Below are 26957 nucleotides of genomic sequence, written 5' to 3'. Positions count from 1 at the left end.
GGATTTATGAGGGGGATTGCTTCGGCTCGCTCACACCTAGGCCTCGCAATGACGATGAAAGGAGGAACTTACGGCGCATTGTTATAGGCACCATGCTATCCGGCCGAGGAGATAATGGAAGGAGAAAACGTTAAAGCTTTTGCACACCCTTTCAAGTTACTTCTGTCTAAGGCAGCGCACATTCTGCGATCCTTCATCGCAGCTTGTGCTGCCGCTCAAAAAGCTTTCACTGATTTGTCCGACATTAGATCCAAGCCTTGAGTTATTAATGTTTCGTTATTGGTTTTTAAAGGTGTTAATGAGCTCGCTGAAGGGCTCGGTTTTGGTTACCTTTTTGTCAAGAAAAAGGTAAGAGGCCGCCGCCGGTGAGGCGTTAGAAAAAATAAAACTACCTTGTTACCGTAAATATCAACACTGCTAAATTTACCACCACTAACAGAGGCTGTAAAATATTATTTAAACTCTGCAGCTTATCACTTGTTGCTGAACTTTTAGTGGGTTGAAGTACAATAATATCATGATTTTGCAGCACGAGTTTTTTGCTTGCTAAACTATTAATGTCATTGAGATTAACATAAATTAACTCCGGATGTGCCCGATCGCCGCGAATAATTTTCAAGGTTTTTGGATCAGCGGTTTTCGTGATGCCACCTGCTTCGCCAATAATATCGATAAGTGTAGTGTTATCTCTCTCCAATAAAAAATTGCCCTGTTTACTAAATTCGCCTAATAGTGTTACTTTCAGATTGACTACTGATAATTCGATAATTGGTTCTTTGAGCAGTTTATTTTTATAAAGGTCCTGGATTTTGATGGCTGCTTCTCTTCTGCTCAAACCCACTACCTCCACTTTGCCGATCGCAGGCAGATTAACCATACCATCTAACTCAACAGGATAGGAGAGCACATTGCTGATGCTGCCCGAAGCACTATTCTGTTGCGTAATAGCATTAGACGTGGAGTTGCTCGTGCTACCTGTAGCGCCAAATTCAAAATTCTGAACATTCCGAATGGCCAACTGGTCATTCACTTTAATTTTATAGTAGGCATCGCTGATTCCCTGATCATTCACTACATAAACCTGTTTAATGGTGTCGGTAACAATATCGCTGGGCGCATTAAATAGCGTTCGTTCCTTGCGTACCCCACATGAACCGAGCAAAAAAAGAAAAGACATAATGATTAAAAAAGCAATGAATTTGTTTCGGGTATACACAGCCATGTAAATGTGGGGAAAAAGTTCTTCAAAAAACAAAAATACCTTTTAAAAGCGAAATCAGAAATTTCTGGCTATCCTCAGCTGGTTTATCTTCGTCTTAGCCAAAATCAATTTGACATATTTCAAATGTAAAAGTGCTAAACTCATAATTCAAACTCTTATCATGCGTATCTTTGTAAATCTCCCAGTTGTAAAACATATTCTCCTTAAAGTAATGTTAAAATTAATTTATGGGAAAGAAATTATTTTGTTTATTTATATTACTGTCTTTGTTAAAGATAGATAGCAAGGCTGCCGAAGGTTGTTATATTTCAGGTAATATCGTTTATATCGAAATACCGACAGCAAAAAATGGAACATGTGATCAGAACTAGGTATTTCCTTCATCACCTACTGCATTTGTGGACTGTCCATCACAAGATGCATCAATATTTCATACTAGCAATGACAGTTTGGCATATGTGCGGGGTTTTTTGGGTTTTCCGAAATATGTTAGGTGTAGAATAGAATTTCAGGTGCCTACTCAGGGTATGTATATAGTTTCGATTACTCATATGACCATTCGATGATTACATTTGGCTTCTAATTTTTACCAATTGGAGCCTTTTGTTTTTTTATATGTGTAGGAAAAATTTAAACCTACTCTTTCAGACGCAAATGTTTTAATTTTTTAAAAATTGCTTTATCAACAGGCTTCAACATTCTATTTTCTATATAAATAGGATTTCGTACTAAATATTTGCTACATATTTCGATTGTCTTAAGTATTAATAAGTTGATATAATTCCTCGAATCGTCTCAATATTTTCCTGAAATCAATATTGCTATCCCACTCATGCTCGTTGTTAACAGGTGGATAACAGCTTCATATTAGTTGCTTTTATAACAATAATACTTATATGTAAGTACTAAAAACTCTTTTTTTGTATGATAAAGTAGATTTTTTAGTGTTATGAAAAATACATCATTATTTTTGAAAAGGAATTCGTCCCGTTCCACATCCCATAATGAATTATGTTAGATCGATATTATTTATAATCTGCGCTACTATGTTACCTTGTTATGCTTTCGGACAAGGATCTGCTACAGGATGTTATACACAAAATTTTGATAATGCAGTACATACCAGAACCAATAACTCAATTGGAGTATATGCCAATAATACTGGCAAAGTTCCTCTTAGTCCAAATTATTGTAGCTGGACACCTACAACTACCGGTACAACATGTAGGGTTTGCCCAGGTTTTGTTCAGACAGACGGTAGTTGTCGTATTATGAATGATAACACAAGTGCTCTCGTTGGAACTGTACCAGGATTTCTTGGTACTTTTACAATGGTTCTATGTCCATTGGATGATTACATTATTTTACTAATTTTATTAATTGGCGGGATCGGATTTTCTAGTTTAAGAAATACGAAAATGATGAGTTCAATTTAATTCTTAATCATTTCTACTCCGTTCTAGCCTGCGCGTGCTGCATGTGATCTGTAAATATTCAGCCTCATTTCTCCGAATTGCCAAAGCAACATATTACCCTCGGTAGCGCATGCTTGTATCGTATGACTATTAGGTATAAATTCTTTTAGGTTCATTTCAGAGCAACATTTTAAGTACCTATTGTTACAATTATCAGCGTAAATGCATAAGCGTGATCATTGGAATCATATAACTTCTTAGTCGTTAACTAATCCAATCTGTTTTTTAAATCATAAAATGTTAAATTCTTAATTTTTTCGACTTAGACAAATTAGCCGAATAGTTTTGAAATAATTCTTTAAGGGCTTATTCCGCAGGTAATATTAATCGTGATAATTCGAGCGTTCATTTTGTTCATGATATTTGTCAATGCTTTTCCTTCGATTCTAAAAGTATTTAGACTTCCTTATTTACAGTTAATATATTCCTGAAATGGCTTTGAGATGTGTTTGTTCACGTTTTTGGTTTGGTAATGATTCGCAAAGGAATGAATCACTTGTAATAAAATATCATTTAAGTGTCAGTTTAAGTTCGGCGTTTTTTTTGGGGGGATAATAAATTGAAAATTAACACCATTTTTGCGCCATCTTGTATTATTAGGAATACGAGCTATTGATGCTTCTGCCTTATGAAATTTTTTTGTCTCCTGTTTATTTTCATTTTATTAATCCAGCATAAATCTTCTGGACAAGTAACTGGTAGAGGTTGTGATTTTGGCGATAGAGTTGCAACAGTTTATCTTGGGACTACAACCTATTATGGAAGTACCAAAATAGTCGAGGCTTATAAGGCTGATGTATGGCTACAGGTAATCAGGGGAAATGGTTATAGTGGATATAAATGTGGATTTATCAATATCTATCCATCTGGGTCGAAGTGGAATGGTAGTCAAGATGTGCCCTATGATGGAGTTAATGAAATAACTTCCAGGGAATCAGATCCAAAAGGATGCGTCTTGCAGACAACCTATAAGTCAAATCATACTATTGGAGAAGGAGAAGGATCAATTGTTAGCTACCGATACAACGATCCTAAATATTTTTCGAACAGTGATCCAAGTTCATCTTGTCCATCGGCTACTCCACCAAGCAATCTTCCGGTCGATGATTACCTTCCTATTACGCTTTTAGTATTTGGAGGATTAGGATTTACTTCTTTTAGCAAGAGAAATTTTCTCAACTTGAAAAAAGTATCTTAAAATAACCTTTATAAACGAATAAACTGAATAAAAAAGCAAATCCTTCACGGTCAGTTCTTTTTAATATCGTTTTCCCTAATCGTAAATGGGATCTCTATCATTAATTATTTTAACTTTTCCGTTATCAATATTCGACTTAAACACAACAGGAAACCGAAGGGCGACAGATGGGTGATTAGGGCGTATCTTTAATTATAATTGAATGAAATGTCGATACTTTGTTCCTGAAATATTGAACAAAACGAACGTAGGTTTTAGAATTAGGATGAGGTAAATTTAGATTTACATTGTAATCCTGATATGATGCTTTTTCGTTACCTTATTCTCGGAGGATTTATTTTCATTTCAAAGATTTCTATTGCGGCTGAAGGTTGCTTGATAGCAGAAAACACCCTATATACAACTCCTGGGTTAGTTGTATCTGTTGTATTAGTTGGAGATGTCCGAACTTATAGCGGACCAACTGTTTCGATTTCTCCTCCGGCTTGTCCAAGGGCAACAAACATCAAACCCATAACTGGTGTTGGGGTACTAAAATTATGTATAGTTGGTTTAACAATAGGTGATATAGTAACCTATGACATGTTAAACCCTCCAATTCAGTGCAACCTTGATGACTACTCATGGGCACTCGGCGTTTCAGCCGCTGCTTTGGGTTTGATAGTGATCAAAAAAAGAAAATTTTTTTAAAACTATCTGATCCTGAAATCATTTTCACCAACTAACCAACTAACCAACTAACCAACTAACCAACTAACCAACTAACCAACTAACCAACTGTCTACCTTTATTATTTATCTTTACGGCGGGTATTGCCTTTCTGCAAATCAGGAAGAGGCAAGCCTTTATCGAATATGAAAATTTCCATCATTACCGTAGTTTATAATGCAGAACAATACATCAAAGATTGTATTGAATCGGTTATTCATCAATCCTATCAGAATATCGAGTATATTATAATTGATGGGAATTCTACGGACGGAACAATTCAGGTAATAGAAGAGTACAGAAAATACCTGAGCCGTTTTGTCTCTGAAAAGGATAAAGGACTTTACGATGCCATTAATAAAGGCATCAAATTGGCTAGTGGCGATGTGATTGGAATCCTTAATGCTGATGATATGCTGCTGAGCTACGATGTTGTGAGTGAAATTGCCAATGCTTTTATCAATCATCCGGAAAAACAGGCCATTTATGGCAACCTTAACTACATCACACCAAAGGAAGGCAAAATCGTTCGTGAATGGCGATCCTATCAGGCAGATCAACGGGACATTGAGAAAGGGTGGATGCCTGCGCACCCCACTTTATACATCAAAAGAACGTTATTTGAGGCTTTCGGCAATTACGCTTTAGATATGGGAACTGCGGCGGATTACGATTTAATGCTGCGTTACTTTCATATCCATAAAATGAAAGCACTTTATTTACCTGTTTTAATGGTTAACATGCGCTTGGGTGGGCTTAGCAACCGGAGTATTTCTAGTCTTTGGAAAGCCGCTAAATTTGATTACAAAGCTTTAAAAAGAAATAAAATTCCAAATGCACTGCTGGTTTTAGTAAGAAAAAAGTTGAGTAAATTGAGCCAGTTTTAAAAAGATCTTTCCTCAAACTTCGTTCGAGCTGACAGATCGTTTGATTTGTCGTCTTGAAAAATATTTTAATTTCCATCATTTCGAACAACATTTTTTATGTTGGAGAAATCTCGCTTCCAGATTTTGAACTTTAAAAGATTTCTCCACTGCGGTCGAGGTGACCGACTGATGTTTACTTTTAACTTTGAACAACAATTAACTATCGTCATCTCGATCAACACTTTCTTATCGAAGAGATCTCATTCCAGATATTTCAATTAAAAGATCTCAGAACAAAAGTAGCTAGACCAAACAAAGCCAGACTTTTGATATTTATCAAGTTAAATATCCTTTACATCATGCAAAATCAACATCAATCCCTATATTTGTTTAAACCGTTCCCGTTTTGTTTAAAGATTTAATTATTGCACATCCTGGCCTATTTTATGGTCTTATCGCCATATTGGCATTTTTTACGGTACTATTAACTATTCCTTCAATTATATTCACTTCACGTAAATACAATTTGTACGATCGGAACGACTTGCATCGGAAAAATCACAATTTAAGTATTTCGCGTTTAGGTGGTTTGGCAATAGTAGCAAGCTTTACCATAAGCATTTTGCTGTTTTCTGCGATGATTAATTTCAATGAAGCAAATTTCTTAACCGTTTCTTGCATCATACTTTCCGCACTGGGTTTAAAAGATGATGTATACGGCACTAATACCAGCACAAAATTTATACTTCAGTTAATGGTCGCCACAATACTGGTTTTCTTTGGTGGTTTCCGCTTGAGCAGCTTGTATGGCGTACTCAACATTAACGATATGAATCTGTTGTGGGGAGGTATCTTCTCTATTGTACTCATCATTTTTCTCAATAATGCCTTTAACCTGATTGATGGAATCGATGGTTTGGCAGCCAGTATAGGAATACTGGCCAGTCTTTGTTTCGGGATCGCTTTTGCAATGGCAGATCAGATACCTTATGCATTTATTGGCTTTGCGCTTGCCGGAGCGATAGCGGGTTTCTTGAAACATAACTGGTTTCCCGCTAAGATCTTCATGGGAGATACCGGGGCTTTGATCATCGGTCTTACTACCGCTGCTTTGGCTATAAAATTTATTGAGATCAATAAGTTTACCGGTGATAATCAGCCAACCTTTTACTCAGCACCTGCTATTGCAGTGTCAATATTGATTGTACCGATATTTGATTCTTTAAGGGTTTTCACCGTTCGTATATTTAACAGAAAATCTCCGTTTCTTGGGGATCGTGATCATATTCACCATCGTCTGGAACGTTTGGGCTTAAAGCCAAACCAAATTGTTGCGATTACCTCAGTACTCAATATCTTGATCATTTTGGCTACGGTTATGCTTCAGCATTTGGGAAATTTCCCGCTCATTGCGCTGCTCATCTCCATTTGTATTATTTTCAATTCGTTATTGACCTGGCGTTTATCCAGATTGAAACGTTAATTTTCTGTAAACAAATTACTGCGTTACAGGTCTTCTGCTTTAATATCAAAATAAAAAGTAATTTTGCGCATTAATTATAAAGATGAATGAGGCTGGCAATTAATGGTTTCGGTAGGATAGGGAGAACATTTTTGCGTTTGGCTTTGGCCGAGGGCTTTGATGTAGTGGCTATTAATGATTTAGCCGATGCTAAAACAATGGCCCATTTATTTAAATATGATAGTGTTCACGGCATTTATCCAAAACAGGTTTGCGCCAAACCCGATGCCATCGTGATCGAGAAACAATCAATTCCTGTTTTTTCGATAAAAGAAGCGCAGGAGCTTCCCTGGTCTGCTTTGAGAGTTGATCTTGTTGTTGATTGCACCGGCAGAAATTTAACAATGGAAGCTGCGGAAAAACACATTGAAGCTGGTGCCCGGCAGGTATTAATTTCTGCACCAGCAGCAGACGAAATACCGATGATCGTTTTGGGGGTGAATGACGATAAAATTGATTTGTCGTTTAAGATACTTTCAAATGCAAGTTGTACCACCAATAACATCGCTCCGATGATCAAAATTTTGAACGATAACTGGGGGGTAGAGGAAGGTTATATCACCACCATACATTCCATGACTGGCGATCAGAATTTGCATGATGCTAACCATAAAGACTTAAGAAGGGCAAGAGCGGCATCATCATCCATTATTCCTACCACCACAGGTGCGGCGAAAGCCATTACCCATATCTTTCCGGAGTTGGAAGGACGTTTAGGCGGAGCAGGAATCAGGGTACCAGTGTTGAATGGCTCCCTTACCGATTTTACCTGTCTTTTGAAAAAGAAAACCACCATTGAAGAAATCAATGCTGCATTTAAACTGGCTGCTGAAAATGAACTAAAGGGTGTTCTTGAATACACAGAAGATCCGATAGTTTCGGTTGATATCATTGATAATCCACACTCTTGCACTTTTGATTCATTACTTACTTCCATCGTTGGCGATATGGTAAAAGTGGTAGGTTGGTATGATAATGAGTATGGTTACAGCAACCGGCTAATCGATGTGAATAAAAAAAATCAGCTCATTGAAGACTGATCTGAACATCGATTAAGATATATAAGAGCTTGATTTTTTTTCTTTACGCTTTGATTCTCCATATATGATTTTTATACGCTTTATTTATACTCGTAAAAGCCTTTAAGGGAACAGGCATGGAAGTAGCTTTTTGTTCTTAGGCTCGCCAGCTAAAATGGAAAAATTATCGTCGTAGTCCCATATAATTCCCGGAATGGCAAGTGATTGCAATTCGTTTTTTACTATTGATAAATAGTTACATACGCTAATGACTGATGCATGCTTGCGGTAAACTCCATATTCGCTGCAAAGTACTGGAACGCGGTTTTTTTTCGACCAATTTTTAATAATCATCAGCTTATCGTGAACCGCCCCTTTTTTGCCCTCATTTGCATAATTTAAATAATTTTTTTCACCGGCCGTCCCTTTAGCTTCAGTGTTTAGTTTGGGCATTTTATCTGCAGCATAGGGAAATGGAATTCCGGTCGTTGTTACCTGTTTTCCGATCCATGTAGCCCCTTGATGGGTGAAAATAAACGGCTCGTAAAAATGAAAGGTATAAATGATGTTTTTATCCAATAAGGGGGAGATTCTGCTTAGTTCGTAAATGCTATTGTAGTTTGAAGCGCCAATGATCAAGGTGCGTTTCGGAGATGATTGATGGATTAGCTTAGTTACACCAGCAGCGATAGGTAACCATTTTGCATCCTCTAATGTGGGTTCGTTAAAGAGTTCAAAGTACAATAGCGAGGAGGATACATGACGATATTTCTTTTCAAGCATTGCCCAAAGCATTTTAAGTCTTTCTTCATCTTCATTTAAGCTTTGAATTTGAAGCCTGCCGGAATGATTAACCAGGATAAGCTTAAAAGCGAAACGCTGGCATAGCTTTAACACATCACCAATGTTGGAAATTAATGCGTTTTTTTCTTCATCGTTTCCAGATAAATAAAATCTCTCAAACGCAACGGGCAGTCTTATTGTACGAATTCCGGCAAAAGCCAGAAGATTAAAATCTTCCTGATTGAGTTTTTTATGATATAGCCCTCCCGAATTCCAGGTTTGTTCCAGCCAGGATACGTTGATACCGGATCCAATGGTTTTCAAACGAGAGGAGGCAAGGTCCTGCTGAGCGGATAAATCATAAAAACAAAATAATGTCAATGAAAATAAAAATAATGCTTGCTTCAATGTGCTATTTGTGTTAGATTTATAAAGTTGTCCCGTTTCCTATGAAATTTCGTCCTAATTACGGCATGCCGCAAGCTATTGTGGTCGATGATGTCGAGTATAATAAACAAATTAAGAAAAACTCTTTGTATTATGCTAACATTATTGTTTGGACAGTGATGTTTTTATATCCATTACTGAGTATATTGGACTTTATATACGCTAATTCTATTTTTCAGGAACTCTTTCTTGTCAAAATCATTACGATCTTATTAATTTATGTGGTATATGATCTTTCCAGAAGAACAGGCAGATCGATTAATATTTCGCTGCACACCACTTTCTTTTTGATTTCTGCAAATGCAGCACTAGTTTGCAATGTTGTGAGCTTCGAGGTCGCCCCTGTGTTTTTTTTAGTCTATTCCAGTTTATTTATGCTATTCAATCTGGCCGTCTTCTGGCCAGCCGTAAACTCATTTGCTCAGCTACTGTCTACGCTGATTATGTTGTCAATAGGATATCATGCTATAAATCAAGTGACCTTGGAGACCTATTTGTCTCAAGGTGCCGGATTATTTATTATGATCGGATTTTTCTCTTGCTTTATCCCGCTGGCCCGATACGGCATTATCATGAATAACACGCTGAATGGATTGAAGATCCAGAATACGACAACCCAGTTGTATGCCCTTCATTTAGAATTAATGGACAAAAATAACCAGATTGAACATTCTAATGCTAAACTAGGGGAACTGGTTATTCAACAAGATAGCTTTTTAGCACTGGTCCGATCGGATATTCAACAGTTCGTGATTTCGCTCAAAGACCTATCTGGCAGAATAGACGAAGAACGGATTACCAAGGGGGATCAGGCGAGTGAATGCGTGGAGGGGATTAATGCAAATATTGCAAGTCTTCAGCAACTCACAGAAATATTTCCAGATCAGCAAAATACGCTTGCAAGTGATATCCAGATTGATTTGACCTGGATTGATATTTATCAGTGCATCCAAACAATGGTCAATTTGATGAAGGCGGAATTTGACCAGAAAGATATTGTTTTTCAATGGATCAGTTCTGGTGGAAAAGAACTCATTCCACTCGACAGGATATATTTCGATCAAGTCCTCTATAATCTCTTTGCCAACGCGTTGAAACATTCTGACAATAAAAATGCGATCTATGCTGAGGTAGTAAAGAACAACCTGAAGACAGAGCTTGTGTTGAGTTGTGCGCCAAAAGACGTGAATTTTCCATTACACAAAGACACTCTGAAATCCAAAACACCTACCGTTCAAAGTCTCAAACGCGGCCTTGGCCCAGGTTTTTATGTGGCCAGGTTGATCACTGAAAAGATGGGGGGGGAAGCTCACCTATGACCAAGGGCAACAACATGTTTCCTACACCCTTAAATTTAAATCTGAAATCGCGTAACCATATATTTCTCCATGAAAAAAATAATTCTATTTTTTATTTTTACTATTTTAACAATATTCACATACGCTCAAAAACCTCAGCAAAGTTACAACTTTAGCGAGCAGGTAATTAGAGGCCTTGAAGGACAGTATACATACTATATCAGGGTTTTACCGATTCAGCGGTTGACCGGGAGCACATTATCGCTGGATGTGGAAACTTCCAAAGTGATCAATTTCCAAAAATCCTTTATTCATATTTCGATAGATGATCAGCCTATAAATAGTGTTAGGATCGATGCTGACAGCTTGACAAGGCTAAGTATTGTATTGTCCAAAGCGGTGAGTTCTTCTGGTTTTTTAAAAGTAACCATCAAAACCCAGCTTTTCATAGGTGATGATCCTTGTCAGGATTATACTAACCCAGGTCTGTGGCTCAAAATTCTTCCCTCCTCGTCTCTTAGGTGGGCAACCATTGACAAGATAAACCTTTCTAAAGTAAACCTTTCGAATGCAATCTATAGTAAACAGGCCATAGTTTATCCAGATGAAATCTCTCCAGCAGAACTTCGGGCTGTGGCAATGAGTTACACTAAGCTTCGTAAGAGTGGTGTCGATAAGATCGCGCTATACTCAGTCTCGCAGATGCCAGACTCGTTATCAGACTTTATCTTTGTCGGCTTATTACACAAGGCAGGACCCAGGCTCAGTATAAAGATTAAAGCGGATGCTGGTAAACAGGGCGGATTGCTCTATCTTTACAAGCAGAAAGAATACTTACCCGGACAGATTCCTCAACAAATACTATTTGTTACAGCTAACAATATTGCTGGATTGAATAAAGCAACCGATGCACTTATCAACCCTGCAATTCTTTCTAGTACATTTCAGGATCAGCTAATTGTTGAGAAAAGCGTTCATCGGGATTTTGAAAAAGAAAACAGGCTGATTTTGGCAAATCTTCAGAATAGTCATCAGCTGATGAGTGGTATTGGCAGTTTAAGTCATGTGTATGAATTCAAGACCTCTGCATTCGCTACAATTCCCTCAGAGCTCAACTTAAAAATGCAGATTAAATTCACGGCGATGGCTAGAGACGATCGCGGCTATTTTAATATATACCTAAATGATGTGCTATTGAGTAGTCGGCAGCTGAATGAGTCTGGTGCTATTGAGGTGAACGCCACTGCTAACCGCTATCAGATCAAGAAGTTTAATACGCTAAAAACTGAGTTTGTCTTTTATCCTGCGAGCGGAATTTGTTCTGGAAAGTTTGAAAATTTCGTTGGACAGGTCGATGAAGAACGTTCCTATGTGGATCTTAGTGATAAGTTGACTGAATCGCAGAGGAGTTTCTATGCTTATCCGGATTGTTTTCAGTCTCAGTCAACAATTTTGATCTCTAATAAAGTATTTCATTCTTCCATCAGAGCTGTGTGTGAACTCTTCGCCCACCTCAATGATCACTACAGTAATCACCTCACCTACCTTCCTGGTATTGATTTGACAAGTAGGGCAGCATCTTATAAAGGAAATAACCTTATTCTGATCAGTGATCGGACTGAGAAACTATTAATGACTTTCCCTCAAATGCCCTTAGCCTACCAGAATGACTTTACTATTTACGGTGACAGTAAAAATGAGATTCTATATAAATTGTCCAGTCCAAAAGGATCTGCTATCTCTCAAATATTTGAAACCAAGGATTATCCCGTCGTACTCTCAATTGCAATTCCAAATGATCGCGGATCGGAATATTTATTCGCAAACGCGATCAAGGATCTCAATGAGCAGGTAAACCTGCTGGCCGGAAATACTTTAATCAGCAACCAGGATAGTCATTTGGTTTTCAATCTGGAGACAAGCAATAACAATATTGTCTATGAGGGCCAGGGACTTGGACGCTGGGCAATCTTTTGGCAGAAATACAAATTGCTCGCGCTATCACTGATTCTTTTACTTGTTTTTTTAGGCTATTTGTACGTCCGTTCTAAAGTTAAAAATGCGCAAAAAATTATCTCATCATAATGTTGATCCAAATGAATGTCAAAAGTTTAAATCTGATTGTTTTCTGCTTTTTCTCACTAATAAGCATCGAGACTATGGCCAGCGGATTTCCAATGGGCAGGCGTAAAACCCTTCTCTCTCCATACTTTAGCTATTTCGCAAGTACCAGCTCAAGAGATCTCAGTGGTAATAAAGCCCCTTATGGAAACAATGGGCGGTTCAGTTCAGTAACAGCACAAATCTATCTTGAATATGGAATTACAGATAGATTGGATTTCGTGGCCAAAATCCCATTCTCCTTTTCCCAATATAAAGATGATTATCTCAACAATGTTAACAATGCTCCCTCAGATTTAGAAGTAGGTCTGAAGTATAATATTCTGCATTTCAATGAACAGAAATATTATTTCTCCGCTCAGGCACTGGCAAGTATTCCTGCTTATTCTAAAAATCGAAATCCCGCAACAGGCTATGGTAAGTTTGGATCAGAACTTAAACTTATGATCAGTGGAAGTGAAAGGAGTGCTTATTTTAATATTGAAGGGGGGTATAGGCAATATTTTGGAAACCCTACGGGGCAGGTTGGGCAGTTGACTTATATCTCAACCTCAGGACTGCACTTAGGAAAAAGCAATCAATTGGTTGGTGAGGTAAGCGGCGTGAGTTCTTTTAGATCAAGTCAATTCACCCCAGCGAACCCTGCCTCCAACACAGAGTTTACTTTTGTAAAAGCCAATATCGCAATCGGACAACGACTGTGGAAAGAGAATTGGATCTTTTTAGGTATTTTTCACGATATAGTTAATAGGAATTCTGGAATCGGAGAAGGGGGCACACTTACAGGCATATTTCGCTTTTGATATGCCTGAACAGCGATACATTGTTAACTTACTTAGTGAGCACGGAATTCTGGATTATCAAGACAGGCAGCGCATAGCTCGTTTTTCTCAATCAAGTGGCATTTCGCTTATAAAAGTGCTACTAAACTTTGGATATGTCAGTCGAAAGGACTATCAACTTTGTCTGAAAAAAGAGGGCTATGAATTCTCTGATCTCCGTCAAGAGGAGATCGATATGGCGGTCATTAGTCAGATGGACCTTAAAGTGGTTGACCGGGACTTGGTTTTGCCATTAAGGATGCAAGGTGATGAATTGATTGTTGCCCTTGCTGACCCCACCGCGACGGCAGATATGTTGCTTATCTCAAATAAATATGGTTGCAAGGTCAAGCCACTTCTAGTGTCTGATCTTGATATTGTGTGGCTTGGGCACAAACTTCTGGGTGAGAAATATGTAAAGGCAGCAGTATTTGATTTGCTGGAACGGGATCCTAAGAGCTCCGCATTCATCACTTTTAGCAGTATGCAGCTTGTCTTCATTTTTTCTGCTATTGCAATTACTACAGTTTCTTTATTTCTTAGCTTCATTAATACTACAATATTAATTAACATTTTAATGAGTAGCTTTTTTCTCATTGCAATTGTCTTTAAGCTTTTTTTAGCCCTCACCGGCTCAAAGCTTGAACTTTTTCAGGCTGTTAGCAAAAAAGAACTTGCTTCCATCCGGGATATCGATCTTCCGATATTTACTATTCAGTTGCCAGTTTACAAGGAAGATAAGCTGATAAGAAAGTTAATATGGAATTTACAATCCCTTGATTATCCAAGAGAAAGGCTCGATATCAAACTCCTGATTGAGGAGGATGATGATAAGACGCTTAACGCAGTAAGGGATTTGGACTTTCCAGCGATTTTCGAGGTAATCGTAGTTCCTTTCCATTTGCCAAAAACCAAGCCTAAAGCATGTAATTACGGTCTTCATTTCTCCAGAGGGGAATATCTCACCATTTATGACGCTGAGGATGTTCCCGACACTGACCAATTAAAGAAGGTGGTATCCTTATTCCGTAAACTTCCGTCCAATTACATATGCATCCAATGTGCATTGAACTATTTTAATAGGAATGAAAATCTCCTAACCAGGATGTTCACTTTGGAATACTCTTATTGGTTTGACTATATGTTGCCTGGACTCGGGACTTTGGATATTCCTATCCCTTTGGGCGGAACCAGCAATCATTTTAAACTTCGCAACCTGCTTGAACTTGGTGGCTGGGACCCCTTCAATGTTACCGAAGATGCTGACTTAGGTATCCGGGCATTTGCAAAGGGCTACAAGGTTGCATTGGTCAACTCCACTACTTATGAGGAGGCTAATAATGAGCCTTTCAATTGGATCAGACAACGATCCAGATGGATCAAGGGATATATGCAAACCTATTTGGTACATATGAGGAACCCTGCCCAGCTCATTAGGAAAATAGGATGGAAAGGTTTTCTTGGCTTTAATTTTTTTATTGGTGCAACACCAGTAACTTTCCTGCTTTATCCGCTTTTGCTGACACTATTTGTTTTTTATCTGGTTTTTGATCTTAAGAATATCAGAACGATATTCCCTGGTTGGGTACTTTATATATCAATGTTCAATTTAGCGATAGGTAATATGCTAATGATTTATCTTAACATGATCGCTGTTTTTAAAAGACGTTATTATGAGCTAATTCTATTCTCGATCGCAAATCCAATTTACTGGCTGTTGCACTCTATCGCCGCCTATAAAGGCTTATGGCAATTGATTACTAAACCATTTTATTGGGAAAAGACTGACCATGGTTTAAGTAAGGTATCTGATTCCCATCATTCAAAAAATAAAGTATAATGAGAAAGATATCAACCGATCACCTTTTTGGTCTATCGGTGCTAATTTTTATTTATTACCTTCTTATTGCCCAGAAACTGTTCTTTACGGGAGTATATAGTAATGAAGGACTTTTTTTTTGCGGAAAAGGGCGCGCTGTTAGTTGAGGGAAATCTTGATGGCGTAAAGCTAGTGGGGCTTACATTTCCGCAGCTGCCATTTATGGTAACCTTTCTTTTTTCAATTTTCAATGCCACCTTTGCACCATTTATCACCTCTGCAGTCGGAACGGCAGCATTGTTCTTTATCATTGTAAATTCAACAAGAGGCCATCAATACGGATCTTGGCTTCTTCTGGGAGTCTTGCTGACTTTTGTTCTCCACCCTGCATTTATATTCATTGCCGTATCAGGAAAAAGTGCTTATCTCGGACTCATATTTTTTTATCTTTTTATTTCAAGTCTGTTCAAATATTTTCACAGTAATACCTCCTATCACATTTCAGTAGCCAGCATCCATTTTTCACTGCTTATTTTTTGCTGGTTTAAATTCGTCTGGCTCACGCTTTTCCTACTTCCGGTAATTTTTTTTGCAGCACTTCAGTCCATGCAAATTGTCCAAAGTGAGCCCATAGAAAAAATTGCGTTTGCATTCAATAAGATTTCAGTCAGGCGAAAGCTAGTCAATAAAACGCTTGCAGTCTATTTGATTGTATTCCTTTTACCTATTGTAGCCATATTCATCTTTAGATTGCTTAATTTATCCTACACCGGAGATGCGAACCATTTTCTTGACAGCCCTTATGCAAATTACTCGGCCGTTATCAACCAAACCGAAAATTTCAACAGCTACAATGAGCTTAGGTTCAATAGCGTTTTTCCTGAGGTAAACTTTCTTATCACAATTCGTATCATGATCTTCGCTCCCTTACTGCTGATTTGTGTTGGGATGCTCAAAAATATGAACAGAAATGTAATGGTTATTCTTGCGTTATTTTTTTTTATTGGAGTTTCTGAAAATGAAGTATCCTGGCGTGTATATTCCCGTTCAGTTCTATGCTGCCTTCATCTGCGTTTGCTGGGCCCTTATAATAAATTCACGGAACATACGCGTTTTTCGCTTTACCAAACAGTTTTATTTTGCATTAATCTTATTGCAAATTATTACCGGATACCTGCTAATTAGCGCCAGTTTTGTTCCAGAAGAACGTAAGTATTTAAATGCTTTAACTAGTATACTTTTAACCCAGAAGATTGAGGTAGATGAGGACAAAGCGATTTCAGAGGCTATTGCAAAGTTGGAAATCAATAAGGGCATTCTCTCTGATGATGCCACCTCCTATCGAATCATAGCACTAACTGGCTCTAGCCGCTGTTTTTTAACACCCGGAGAAGGAAAGTTTCTCGCTGCTTTAGGCCAGCCTCAGCACAATGTGTCCTATGTTCTGATTAGTAAAACTCAAAATCCTTTTAATGGATTTGGGCTTTTAAATCAGAATACTCTTCTTTCCTGGCGAAGCCAGGGTATCAGGTTTAGGCAAGTGATTGAGAATAGAAATTGGGAACTGTATTCGGTAGAGAATTAGCTTTAATTTTGTTGATCATTCGGAACTTCAAAATTTCTTAATTCCTGGTCAAAACTAATCTAGTTAATATCAATAACGTGGCTTGATTTTTATTGTTGGAAAATATTCAAAATTGTGACGATTGATGCTTATGCACTTTCAAATGCTTTGTTAACTTTGCAAACGTTTGCGAAGCCTGCGAGGGGTCATTTTGATGCCTATATTTCATTGCAATAATATATTTATGGTTAAATTCATCCTTCCAGAAGAAGTGCTTCCGCTTAGGAGTATGGTATTGAGAAACGGAAAACCTTTTCAGGATTGCGTTTTTGATGGAGACAAGGCATACGATACTTTTCACCTGGGGTATATTTCAGATGGGCAGATTAGATCAATTGCGAGTCTTATGCGAAATGATTTTTTTCCGGGTGAGGGTGAAGGTTATCAGTTGCGTGGTATGGCCACTCATCCCGACTATGGTGGTAGGGGCTATGGTGCTGCGCTGATCAATTTTGCAGTAGAATACCTTAAGGAATACAATACAGATTATTTATGGTGTAATGCCCGTTCAACTGCCGCAACATTTTACAAGAAATTGGGTTTTATTAATGAGTCGCCCGAGTTTGACATTCCGGGTATTGGATTCCATTACGAAATGAGACTAAAACTAAAATAATATATAAACATGAAAACAATAGATCAGTTAGACTTTAAAGATAAAAAAGCGCTTATCAGAGTAGATTTTAATGTTCCTTTAGATGATGATTTCAAAATCACAGACGATAAAAGAATGCGTGCTGCATTGCCAACGATCACAAAAATACTAAACGATGGTGGCTCAGTAGTCTTAATGTCTCACCTGGGTAGACCAAAAGACGGGCCTACAGATAAATATTCTTTAAAGCATATTTTAGGTGATCTTTCGCGTATGCTGGATCTGGAAGTGAAGTTTGCAGATGACTGTATTGGAGAAAGTGCTGTTGAAAAGGCAAAAAATTTATTTCCCGGAGAAGTGCTCTTATTAGAAAACCTTCGTTTTTATAAAGAAGAAGAAAAAGGCGATGTTGCTTTTGCAGAAAAATTATCTAAACTGGGCAATGTATATGTGAATGATGCTTTTGGTACCGCTCACCGGGCGCATGCTTCAACATCGATCATTGCACAATTCTTTCCTGATGCAAAATATTTTGGATATCTGATGGCATCAGAAGTTGAAAATGCAGAGAAAATTCTTAACCATGCAGAACGCCCTTTTACAGCTATTATGGGTGGTGCAAAGGTTTCTGACAAGATTTTATTAATCGAAAAGCTATTGGAGAAAGTTGATAATATCATCATTGGTGGCGGTATGGCTTATACCTTCGCCAAAGCGCAGGGGGGAGAAATTGGTACTTCACTTTTAGAAGCCGACAAGCAAGAACTTTCTTTGGAATTAATCGAAAAAGCTAAAGCAAAAGGTGTGAAGCTAATTTTGCCGGTTGATACCGTCATCGCAGACAAATTTGCCAATGATGCTGATAAAAAATCGGTAGATTCTGGTCAGATTCCAGCAGACTGGATGGGACTGGATATCGGTCCCAAATCAGTTGCTTTGTTCCAGGATGTGATTAAAAATTCTAAAACCCTGTTGTGGAATGGTCCAATGGGTGTTTTCGAGATGGAGAATTTTCAGGTGGGAACAAAAGCAGTGGCTGATGCGGTAGTTGCAGCAACAAAAGACAATGGTGCTTTTTCATTGATCGGAGGTGGTGATTCCGCAGCGGCCATTGCTAAGTTTGGTTTAGAAGAGGAAGTAAGCTATGTTTCTACAGGTGGCGGTGCTTTACTCGAATACATGGAAGGCAAGGAATTGCCTGGCGTCAAAGCAATTAACGAATAACTATTTTTAAAATCCAAATGTCAAAGCTTCTCTGATGGAAAATCAGAGGAGCTTTTTTTTTAACAAAGCTTATTGATATATATCAACAAGTCTTTCAAAGGCGGGCGCTTTTGTCTTATTTATCATACGTATATAGTTGGAGTATTGGATTTTAGTCCTTATATTTGGCAGTCCTTATTATGAAGTTAAAGTTTTGAAAGTGTATGCTTTAACTTCTAAAATTCAGATCTTAAACTAAATTGCTATGTGCCCTCTACTTCCCGATTTCATTATTAAAGATTCTTTAATTATTCCTATGATTTCATAACCCGGCATATCTAATCCCCCTATTGTTAAAGTCCCTTCTTGTATAACCTTCGAAATCCAATTATGGATATGAAAAAACTTTTACCTTTTTTTCGCCTTCTTGTCCTACTATTATTCAATGTAAACAGCTTTGCTCAAAATAGCGTCAGCGGCCTAATCACTGATTATAACGGCTTTTGGCGATCCTCATCTGCAGCTCCAAATGCAATAAAACCAGATAATAGACATCATCTCCTGGCTTTTACCTGGAATGGAACGACTTATTCAACTGGAGTAAACGACGCTATTCTGGCTGCAAATGGTGTAAGCTTCTCAGCCCAAAGTTTTCAGGCATTTCCAGTAAGAGATGTTACATTTTTGCCTAATGGAACAAGTGCGAATCTAGTGGCATTAGGTAAAGCAGAGGCCGGAAATAATAATTATCCATATGCGGTACCGGTAACCGCATCCTCTATTTTAACAAGAGGGGTTAGAGGTTTGGATATAGGGTCTGCTTTTACAAATATTCCTTCAAACTTACCATTAACCTTTGATTTTGGAGCGATTACAAGTGCTGGTCAGTTAGGAGATGGGATTCCGGATATCATCATAACTCAGATTGCAGCGGCAGGTGGTAGTCAGGACGAGGTATGGTTTGAAGATGGTAACGGTAATCAGATTGGAACTAAAATTTTCATTAATATGAGTTCAGTTACCGAAATTGGTAAATGGGACCCGTTTTTCTTCGGAATAGATAACGGATCCAGACAAGCTACATATAACGGAGAAAGGCCAATTAGAATTTGGGCTGCAGATGCAAGTCAGTTTGGTATAACAACTTCAAATTATACCCAACCTTTAATTTTAAAATATAAACTTGCTGGTTCCAGTGATCCGGCTTTTTTAGCATTTAATAATAAATTTATTTCAATCGTAAATGCGAATGATGATGTAGCCTCTACAAATGAAAACACACCAATTAATATCAATGTGATTGCCAATGATGAGCCAATCCCATCCGCAAATGCAAGTACCATCAATATTAATTCGTTAGCTATTACACAAATTCCCGCAAACGGTGCAGTTTCAGTTAATACTGTTAACGGAGTTCGTTTAGTTAGCTATACGCCAAATCCTGGTTTTACGGGTGTAGATACCTTTAAGTATCAAGTCTGCAATAGTAATGCAACGCCTCAATGCGATGATGCAACTGTTACAGTCAATGTGGGTTCAGCAGATATTCAGGTTACTAAATCAGCAAATACGCTTGCCCCTTTAATTGGAGGAAATGTTGTTTTCACTTTAACGGCAAAAAATAATGGTCCAAATACGGCAAATAATGTTTCGGTTAGAGATGTTTTACCTGCCGGATATACTTTCGTCTCAACCACTCCAGCTACAGGTGGTTTTGATGCTGCTACGAGTAACTGGACTGTAGGCTCGATGGCAAACGGGGCAACAGCTAGCATCACGATCACAGCGAGAGTAAATGCCGCTGGACCTTATGCAAACACAGCCAACATTACCACTTCTACATTAGATCCAATCGAAAATAATAATAGCTCTACAGTTACTCCAGGACCGGTGTTATCTACAAATCTTGCAGTCAATAAAGCTGTTGATGTATCAAACCCTACTGTTGGAAGTAATGTTGTTTTTACCGTAACTGCGCAAAATATTGGTCCGAGTAATGCTACCGGAGTAACCGTAAATGATCTTTTGCCTAATGGATATACCTTCGTTTCGGCAGTGCCCGCTACTGGTACCACTTATAATGCTGGTTCAGGGGTTTGGAATATTGGTTCATTAACAAGTGGAGCTACAGCGATCACCTTAACTGTAACCGCAAAAGTTAATCCTACGGGAACTTATGTTAATACTGCTACAATTTCCGGCGCACAACCAGACCCAATACCGGGAAATAATACAGCAACAGCTACTCCAGTTCCGGTTGCTCAGGCAGACTTAGCCATCACTAAAACTGTTTCGCCTACTAATCCAGATGTAAATTCCAATGTGGTCTTCACCATTGGTTTAACCAATAACGGCCCAAGTGCGGCGACAGCAGTAGTCATTAATGATGTATTGCCTGCGGGTTATAGCTATGTTTCTTCATCAGCAAGCGCCGGAAGCTATAACAATGCAGATGGTAAATGGACTTTAGGAACTGTAAATAATGCCGCAACAGCAATACTCAGCATTACTGCTAAAGTTAACGCTACAGGCGCTTATAGGAACACAGCTACTGCAAGCACAGCAACAGCAGATCCAAACTCGGGCAATAATACCGCATCGGCAACACCAACTCCTGTTGCGATAACAGATCTAAAAATTACCAAAACCGCTGCCAAAGATATCATTAACAATGCGGCAACGGTTAATCCAGGTGATAACGAAACTTTTACGATAGTTGTGACCAATACCGGTCCTTCTGCTGCTACTAATGTTGTGGCTACCGATGTTATTCCTAATGGTTACACTTTTAGCAATAGCTCAGGAAGTATTGGCTCCTACAATCAAACTACCGGGAAATGGACAATTGGTAATCTAGCCAATGGTGCATCAGCTACACTCACCATTAACGCCATCATTAATGCCTCTGGAAATTACTCTAACCATGTTACGTTAACCGGAGCGGAGAAAGATTTAGATTTATCAAATAATGAAGCTTACGCACCTTTGGCCAATACAAATGCAGATGTAAGTATTGTTAAAACAGTGAACAATGTAACGCCAAATGTTGGCGCAAACGTTACTTTTACCTTAGTCGCCAATAATGCTGCAAATAGTACAAGTGATGCAACACAGGTAACTGTGACCGATATTTTGCCATCTGGATATACTTACGTCTCTTCATCTGCAACACTAGGGACGTATAATGTAGCAAACGGGGTTTGGTACATTGGTAATTTATTAAAAGGAAGTACGCAAACACTAACCTTAGTTGCTAAAGTTAACCCAACGGGCGATTATTTAAATACCACTCACGTAGTAGCTACCCAATCTGATCCTGTTCCGGCAAATAATTCCTCGCAGGCTTTGGTTATGCCAGTTGCTAACGCGGATTTAGCAGTTGTGAAAACGATTAACAGCGCCGAGTTAAATAATAACAGGGGGGTGTTTACCATTGTAGTAAGCAATAACGGTCCGAGTACAGCGACCAATGTTATTGTAAATGATGTTTTACCTACCGGATATACATTTACCTCATCGAGTGCAACAACAGGGAATTATGCAGCTGGCGTATGGACGGTAGGTAGTTTGGTAAGTGGTGCATCAGCTACACTTACTTTAAACTCAACTTTAAATTCGTCTGGCAATTATGTAAATACAGCGACGACAAGTAGCGCAACGAATGATGCAATTTCAGTTGATAATACATCAAGTGCACAACCTGCACCTTTAGCACCAACGGGTAATGCATCACAAACATTTTGTGAAATTGCAGATGCTAAAGTTTCCAACTTAGTTGCAAGCGGAAACAGTATCAAGTGGTATGCAGCCGCATCTGGCGGAACAGCTTTGGCTGGAACGGTTGCACTTGTGAACGGATCAAAATATTATGCCACGCAAACCATTGCTGGAGCTGAAAGTGTAAATAGGTTTGAGGTAACTGTAACCATAACGGCAACTCCTGCACCAACAACCACCGCTTCAACGCAAACTTTTTGCGAAATTACTGGTGCCACTACCAGCAGCCTTCAAATTACAGGTACAGCCACTAAGTGGTATACTGCCGCAACCGGCGGTACGCTGTTGGCTGCTACAACGCCTTTAGCAAACAATACGACGTATTATGCCTCGCAAACACTTAACGGTTGCGAGAGTAAATCCAGAAGGGCAGTAACGGTGGCAATTACGACCACTGCTCCGCCAACGGGTATTACCAGTCAGACGTTTTGCGAAATTTCATCACCTACAATAAATGAATTAGTGGCTACGGCTACCGGACTTGTAAAATGGTATGAGACTGCTAACAGTACAGTTGCACTTGCATCAACAAGGCCATTGGTAAATGGAGAAACTTACTACTCGACGCAGACGCTGAATGGATGTGAGAGTTTAAGCCGTTTTGCAGTTACGGTTCAAATCTCGGTGGTTCCGCCACCAACGGCCACAACTCCTCAGAGTTTTTGTGCAAGCGAAAGTGCTAAAATTTCTAATTTATCAGCTTCCGGAAGTAACGTTCAATGGTATAATTCCTCAACGGGTGGAAGTCCTTTAGCGATAACAACGCCATTAGTTAACGGAACAACGTACTATGCCAGTCAAACCGTAAATGGTTGTGAGAGTAAAACCAGAACGCCAGTTAATGTGACTATCAACGATAACCCAACGGCAGCTATCAGTGGTGGTGGAACGGTGTGCGCTGGTGCAGCTTTGCCAAATGTAAGCATTACGCTAACCGGAACTGCTCCCTGGAATATTATATATAACAATGGATCATCAAATATTAGCGTTACAGGGATCACGGCAAGTCCTTATGTAATTTCCAATGCTTCTGCGGGGACTTACACAGTGACTTCCGTAAGTAATGCTTCATGTGCTGGTACTTCAACTGGAAGTGCACAGGTAATTGTTAATCCACTACCAACGGTAACAGTGAGCGGCGGCGGTGCCTCATGCATTGGTTCACCAAAATCTAGTGTTAGTTTTGCATTTACCGGTACAGCACCTTTCACATTTACCTATACTGACGGAACAAATGCCCATACTGTTACCAATACATCCGTAAATCCTTATGTGTTAACAAATCCACCTGTAGGAAATTATAGTGTTAGCGCTTTAACCGATGCCACAGGTTGTACAGGAACTTTCTCAGGCTCAGCTCAGGTTAGTGAGAATGTCATTCCTACCGCAACAATTAGCGGCGGTGGAGTGGTATGTTATGGCGTAACTCCGCCCGATGTAGTAGTCACTTTAACAGGAACGGCGCCATTCTCATTTAATTATACCGTGGGTAGTGTGACCAATGCGGTTACAAATTATAATTCCAATACCTTTAATATTGTCAATCCGGCAGAAGGAACTTATTCTATCACCCAACTTCATGATGCGAATTGTACGGGTGCTCCGGCGTCTACAACAGTGAGTGTTGTTGTCATTAATGTACCAGATGTCGTAATCACTCATCCAAATTGTGTGAATAACAATTCTGGCAGTATCCAGGTCACTTCTCCATTGGATCCTAGCATTGAATATTCAATTGACAACGGTACAAGCTGGCAATCAAATCCGTTTTTTGGAAATCTAGCCGCTGGAAGTTTTACTGTGCTGGCTAGAAAAGGAACTTGTTTGAGTAATCCAAGAGCTGCTGTTTTAGATCCGGCAGTAAATGATCCGATAATTTCGATCGTGCAGCCAGACTGTTTAAACTCAACAGGAACAATTACTGTTACCGCCCATCCAAATCAAGAATATTCATTAAATGGCGCGGCCTGGGTAACAACAAATGTGTTTTCAGGATTAAGTAATGGAACCTATACCGTAAAAGTCAGAAATACAACAACCCTTTGTGAAAGCAATATAGCCAATGCAAATATCAACCCACAACCTGCAACACCTAATGCTCCGGTTTCTGCTTCGCCATTAAATTATTGTGTGGACGAAACAGCACGTGTCTTATCAGCTACTGCTGATGGAACAAATACTTTATTATGGTATAACACAGCAACCGGTGGGGTAGGTAGCACAGCTGCACCAACACCGGTAACCAATGTCGCCGGGTTGCAGGAGTTTTACGTAAGTCAGCGGACTAGTGCTGGCTGCGAAAGTATTAGAACTAAAATAGAAGTCAATATAAATGCTTTGCCTGCAGCGCCCATTACTGATGGTGATAAAGAAACTTGCGAAGCTGTAATAATGCCAACTTTAACTGCTACAGCCCCGGCAGTACCAGGCTTCAATATCGTTTGGTACAATGCCGCATCTGGCGGAAATATTGTTGCCAATCCCACTTTGAATACTGTGGGTACAGTTACCTATTATGCTGCTGCACAAAATGCTACAACAGGTTGTTTAAGTGCTACCAGAACCGCCGTTGTTTTAACCATTAATCCAACATCTACAGCTCCGGTAAGCGCCGGTGATCAGGTCGTTTGCGCTACAGTTCCACTACAAACATTAACAGCTACGGCAAATACTGCAGCTGGCAATACTGTTGTTTGGTACGATGCGCCAACAGGCGGAAATATTACTACGCCTACTCATCATGCAATCGGAACCGTTACTTATTATGCTGCATCAAAAAATAATGGCACCAATTGTGAGAGCTTAACGAGAACGGCTGTTAGTTTAACCATTAACGAAACACCGGCATTACCAGTTGGTCTTGACCAAACCGAATGTGCTAAAACTCCTTTACAAACTTTAACGGCAACGGCGAGTGTTCAAAGCGGCCAGTCTGTAGTATGGTATACCGCTGCAAACGCAGGAAATGTAGTTACTGATCCAAGCTTATCAACTAGTGGAACAATTACTTATTATGCAGCAGCCAAAGATAATGCAACGGGTTGCGAAAGTTTAACCAGAACCCCTGTTGTACTAACTTTGCGTTTGCCATTAACGGCGGGGACCATTTCGGGTAACCAAGAAATATGTCGGGTGGGTTCAGGAACTGTACAACCCGCAACCCTTACTTTTTCTGCTGCACCAGCTGGAGGAGCAACAACCTATACCTATGTTTGGCAAAGTTCCTTAGATAACTTCGCTACAGTTTTAGGAAATAATTTAGCTTCAACAGCTAATTATACACCAAACCCTATAAATACTACTACCTATTACAGGGTATTAATTACTTCTGGCGACTGTGGCACCGTGACCAGTAATACGGTGGCAATTTCCGTTAAGGATGCACCAACATTAACATTGGCAGCTAATGCAAGCCAAAGTTTATGCAGCACAACCTCCATCACAAATATTCTGTACACATGGGGTGGAAGCGCAACTGGAGCAGAGGCCAGCAATCTTCCTAATGGACTAACCGCAACAGAGGATCTGGTTGCTAAAACGTTAACGATATCTGGCACCCCGAATTCATCAGGTACTTACACTGTAATTACAACTGGTGCAATTGCGCCTTGTACAAGTCAGGCAACAATTACCGGAACCATTACCGTAAATCCATTGCCAGCCGCACCAACAAACACAACAGCAAATGCAGTTCAATGTGCGACATTGCCAACTCAAACCATTACGGCTACTGCAAGCGCTCCAGGTGGTTCAACGGTAGTTTGGTACGATGCATCTTCTGGTGGAAATATAATTACACCAAGTTTAAGTACAATAGGCAGTGTAACTTTTTATGCCGCATCGAAAAATAATACTACGGGTTGCGAGAGTGCTTCTCGTACGCCGGTTACTTTAACCATTAATGAGTTGCCTTCTGTTCCATCAAGCGGAGGAAATCAAACTCAATGTGCTGATGCTAACTTGCAAACTCTAACGGCTACTGCCGTGGCTCCGGCAGGAACAACAACTGTGTGGTATAATGCCCCATCTGGCGGAAGTGTAGTCGTTAACCCAATCCTTAATGCAGTAGGGTCAGTAACTTATTATGCAGCTTCCCAGGATAATTTTACAGGATGTTTGAGTACATTCAGAACACCGGTAAGTTTAACTATAAATTCTAGAAGTACTGCAAGTGATCTAACAGTCAGTTCTAAGTCCATTTGTGCCGGACAAACAACCACATTGAATGCGACTACATCATTGGTAAGTCCAACTTTTAGATGGTATGCTACGGCGGATTTAAGTATCGCACCAATACATATCGGTGATAATTTTACTACGCCGGTTTTAACCTCAACCACAATTTATTATGTTACGGTACAAGGTGAGGGTGTTTGTGAGAATTTGCCAAACACGGCATTGGCAGTCACAGTTACCATTAATCCGTTACCCACTGCAGCTATAACCGGAACAACTTCGG

At 39.3% G+C, this 26957-nt stretch carries 16 protein-coding genes; 14 read left to right on the top strand and 2 right to left on the bottom strand.

Annotated elements, in window-relative coordinates; translation table 11 throughout:
* Window positions 1-388 precede the first annotated feature (388 nt).
* Window positions 389-1177, bottom strand: coding sequence for a polysaccharide biosynthesis/export family protein (locus tag ON09_RS10355; protein ID WP_157258920.1), 789 nt, complete (start codon window positions 1175-1177; stop codon window positions 389-391).
* Window positions 1178-3325: 2148 nt separating this feature from the next.
* Between ON09_RS10355 and ON09_RS10345 the strand changes: the two genes are divergently transcribed.
* From ON09_RS10345 to gap, 5 genes are all read left to right on the top strand, one after another.
* Window positions 3326-3895, top strand: a complete 570-nt coding sequence (locus ON09_RS10345; RefSeq protein ID WP_010600995.1) for a hypothetical protein — start codon at window positions 3326-3328, stop codon at window positions 3893-3895.
* Between the two features lie 300 nt (window positions 3896-4195).
* Window positions 4196-4585, top strand: a complete 390-nt coding sequence (locus tag ON09_RS10340; RefSeq protein WP_010600994.1) for a hypothetical protein — start codon at window positions 4196-4198, stop codon at window positions 4583-4585.
* Between the two features lie 164 nt (window positions 4586-4749).
* Window positions 4750-5490 carry a glycosyltransferase family 2 protein gene (locus tag ON09_RS10335; protein ID WP_010600993.1) on the top strand — a complete coding sequence of 247 codons (741 nt, stop codon included), beginning with the start codon at window positions 4750-4752 and terminating at the stop codon, window positions 5488-5490.
* Window positions 5491-5875: 385 nt separating this feature from the next.
* Window positions 5876-6952, top strand: coding sequence for an MraY family glycosyltransferase (locus ON09_RS10330; RefSeq protein ID WP_010600992.1), 1077 nt, complete (start codon window positions 5876-5878; stop codon window positions 6950-6952).
* Window positions 6953-7038: 86 nt separating this feature from the next.
* Window positions 7039-8031, top strand: coding sequence for a type I glyceraldehyde-3-phosphate dehydrogenase (gene gap / locus ON09_RS10325; RefSeq protein ID WP_010600991.1), 993 nt, complete (start codon window positions 7039-7041; stop codon window positions 8029-8031).
* Window positions 8032-8133: 102 nt separating this feature from the next.
* Here the strand turns inward: gap and ON09_RS10320 are convergent, their stop codons facing one another.
* Entirely contained in the window at window positions 8134-9117 is a 984-nt protein-coding gene (locus ON09_RS10320) for a glycoside hydrolase family 5 protein (protein ID WP_238533647.1), read from the bottom strand.
* A 125-nt stretch (window positions 9118-9242) separates the two neighbouring features.
* Between ON09_RS10320 and ON09_RS10315 the strand changes: the two genes are divergently transcribed.
* The 9 genes from ON09_RS10315 to ON09_RS10275 all read left to right on the top strand — a co-directional run.
* A complete protein-coding gene (locus ON09_RS10315) occupies window positions 9243-10559 on the top strand; it encodes a signal transduction histidine kinase (RefSeq protein ID WP_010600989.1) in 1317 nt (438 codons plus the stop codon).
* A gap of 69 nt (window positions 10560-10628) precedes the next feature.
* Window positions 10629-12623 (top strand): cellulose biosynthesis cyclic di-GMP-binding regulatory protein BcsB, encoded by a 1995-nt coding sequence (locus ON09_RS10310; RefSeq protein WP_010600988.1) that lies wholly within the window; start codon window positions 10629-10631, stop codon window positions 12621-12623.
* 74 nt (window positions 12624-12697) lie between these two features.
* Window positions 12698-13462 (top strand): hypothetical protein, encoded by a 765-nt coding sequence (locus ON09_RS10305; RefSeq protein ID WP_029204260.1) that lies wholly within the window; start codon window positions 12698-12700, stop codon window positions 13460-13462.
* Between the two features lies 1 nt (window position 13463).
* Window positions 13464-15320 carry a glycosyltransferase family 2 protein gene (locus tag ON09_RS10300; protein ID WP_010600986.1) on the top strand — a complete coding sequence of 619 codons (1857 nt, stop codon included), beginning with the start codon at window positions 13464-13466 and terminating at the stop codon, window positions 15318-15320.
* A gap of 102 nt (window positions 15321-15422) precedes the next feature.
* Window positions 15423-16484 carry a hypothetical protein gene (locus ON09_RS10295; protein WP_010600985.1) on the top strand — a complete coding sequence of 354 codons (1062 nt, stop codon included), beginning with the start codon at window positions 15423-15425 and terminating at the stop codon, window positions 16482-16484.
* On the top strand, window positions 16453-16884 hold the full coding sequence (locus tag ON09_RS10290; protein ID WP_010600984.1) for a hypothetical protein: 432 nt from the start codon (window positions 16453-16455) through the stop codon (window positions 16882-16884). Before ON09_RS10295 ends, ON09_RS10290 begins: the two co-directional genes overlap by 32 nt.
* 223 nt (window positions 16885-17107) lie before the next feature.
* Window positions 17108-17539, top strand: a complete 432-nt coding sequence (locus ON09_RS10285) for a GNAT family N-acetyltransferase (protein ID WP_010600983.1) — start codon at window positions 17108-17110, stop codon at window positions 17537-17539.
* A 9-nt stretch (window positions 17540-17548) separates the two neighbouring features.
* On the top strand, window positions 17549-18742 hold the full coding sequence (locus ON09_RS10280; RefSeq protein WP_010600982.1) for a phosphoglycerate kinase: 1194 nt from the start codon (window positions 17549-17551) through the stop codon (window positions 18740-18742).
* A 375-nt stretch (window positions 18743-19117) separates the two neighbouring features.
* The coding region (locus ON09_RS10275; RefSeq protein WP_162097940.1) for an Ig-like domain-containing protein at window positions 19118-26957 on the top strand (7840 nt) is incomplete at its 3' end.

Source organism: Pedobacter agri PB92 (assembly GCF_000258495.1).
In the GTDB taxonomy this organism is placed as follows: Bacteria; Bacteroidota; Bacteroidia; order Sphingobacteriales; family Sphingobacteriaceae; genus Pedobacter; species Pedobacter agri.
The sequence above is the reverse complement of the archived record's forward strand: the minus strand, read 5'-3'. Positions and strand labels throughout refer to the sequence as shown.

Excerpts from the sequence above, each read along its gene's own strand:
- ON09_RS10355 (WP_157258920.1), bottom strand. The coding sequence starts at position 1,177 with ATGTCTTTTCTTTTTTTGCTCGGTTCATGTGGGGTACGCAAGGAACGA.
- ON09_RS10345 (WP_010600995.1), top strand. The coding sequence starts at position 3,326 with ATGAAATTTTTTTGTCTCCTGTTTATTTTCATTTTATTAATCCAGCAT.
- ON09_RS10340 (WP_010600994.1), top strand. The coding sequence starts at position 4,196 with ATGATGCTTTTTCGTTACCTTATTCTCGGAGGATTTATTTTCATTTCA.
- ON09_RS10335 (WP_010600993.1), top strand. The coding sequence starts at position 4,750 with ATGAAAATTTCCATCATTACCGTAGTTTATAATGCAGAACAATACATC.
- gap (WP_010600991.1), top strand. The coding sequence starts at position 7,039 with ATGAGGCTGGCAATTAATGGTTTCGGTAGGATAGGGAGAACATTTTTG.
- ON09_RS10315 (WP_010600989.1), top strand. The coding sequence starts at position 9,243 with ATGAAATTTCGTCCTAATTACGGCATGCCGCAAGCTATTGTGGTCGAT.
- ON09_RS10310 (WP_010600988.1), top strand. The coding sequence starts at position 10,629 with ATGAAAAAAATAATTCTATTTTTTATTTTTACTATTTTAACAATATTC.
- ON09_RS10305 (WP_029204260.1), top strand. The coding sequence starts at position 12,698 with ATGGCCAGCGGATTTCCAATGGGCAGGCGTAAAACCCTTCTCTCTCCA.
- ON09_RS10300 (WP_010600986.1), top strand. The coding sequence starts at position 13,464 with ATGCCTGAACAGCGATACATTGTTAACTTACTTAGTGAGCACGGAATT.
- ON09_RS10295 (WP_010600985.1), top strand. The coding sequence starts at position 15,423 with ATGAAGGACTTTTTTTTTGCGGAAAAGGGCGCGCTGTTAGTTGAGGGA.
- ON09_RS10285 (WP_010600983.1), top strand. The coding sequence starts at position 17,108 with ATGGTTAAATTCATCCTTCCAGAAGAAGTGCTTCCGCTTAGGAGTATG.
- ON09_RS10280 (WP_010600982.1), top strand. The coding sequence starts at position 17,549 with ATGAAAACAATAGATCAGTTAGACTTTAAAGATAAAAAAGCGCTTATC.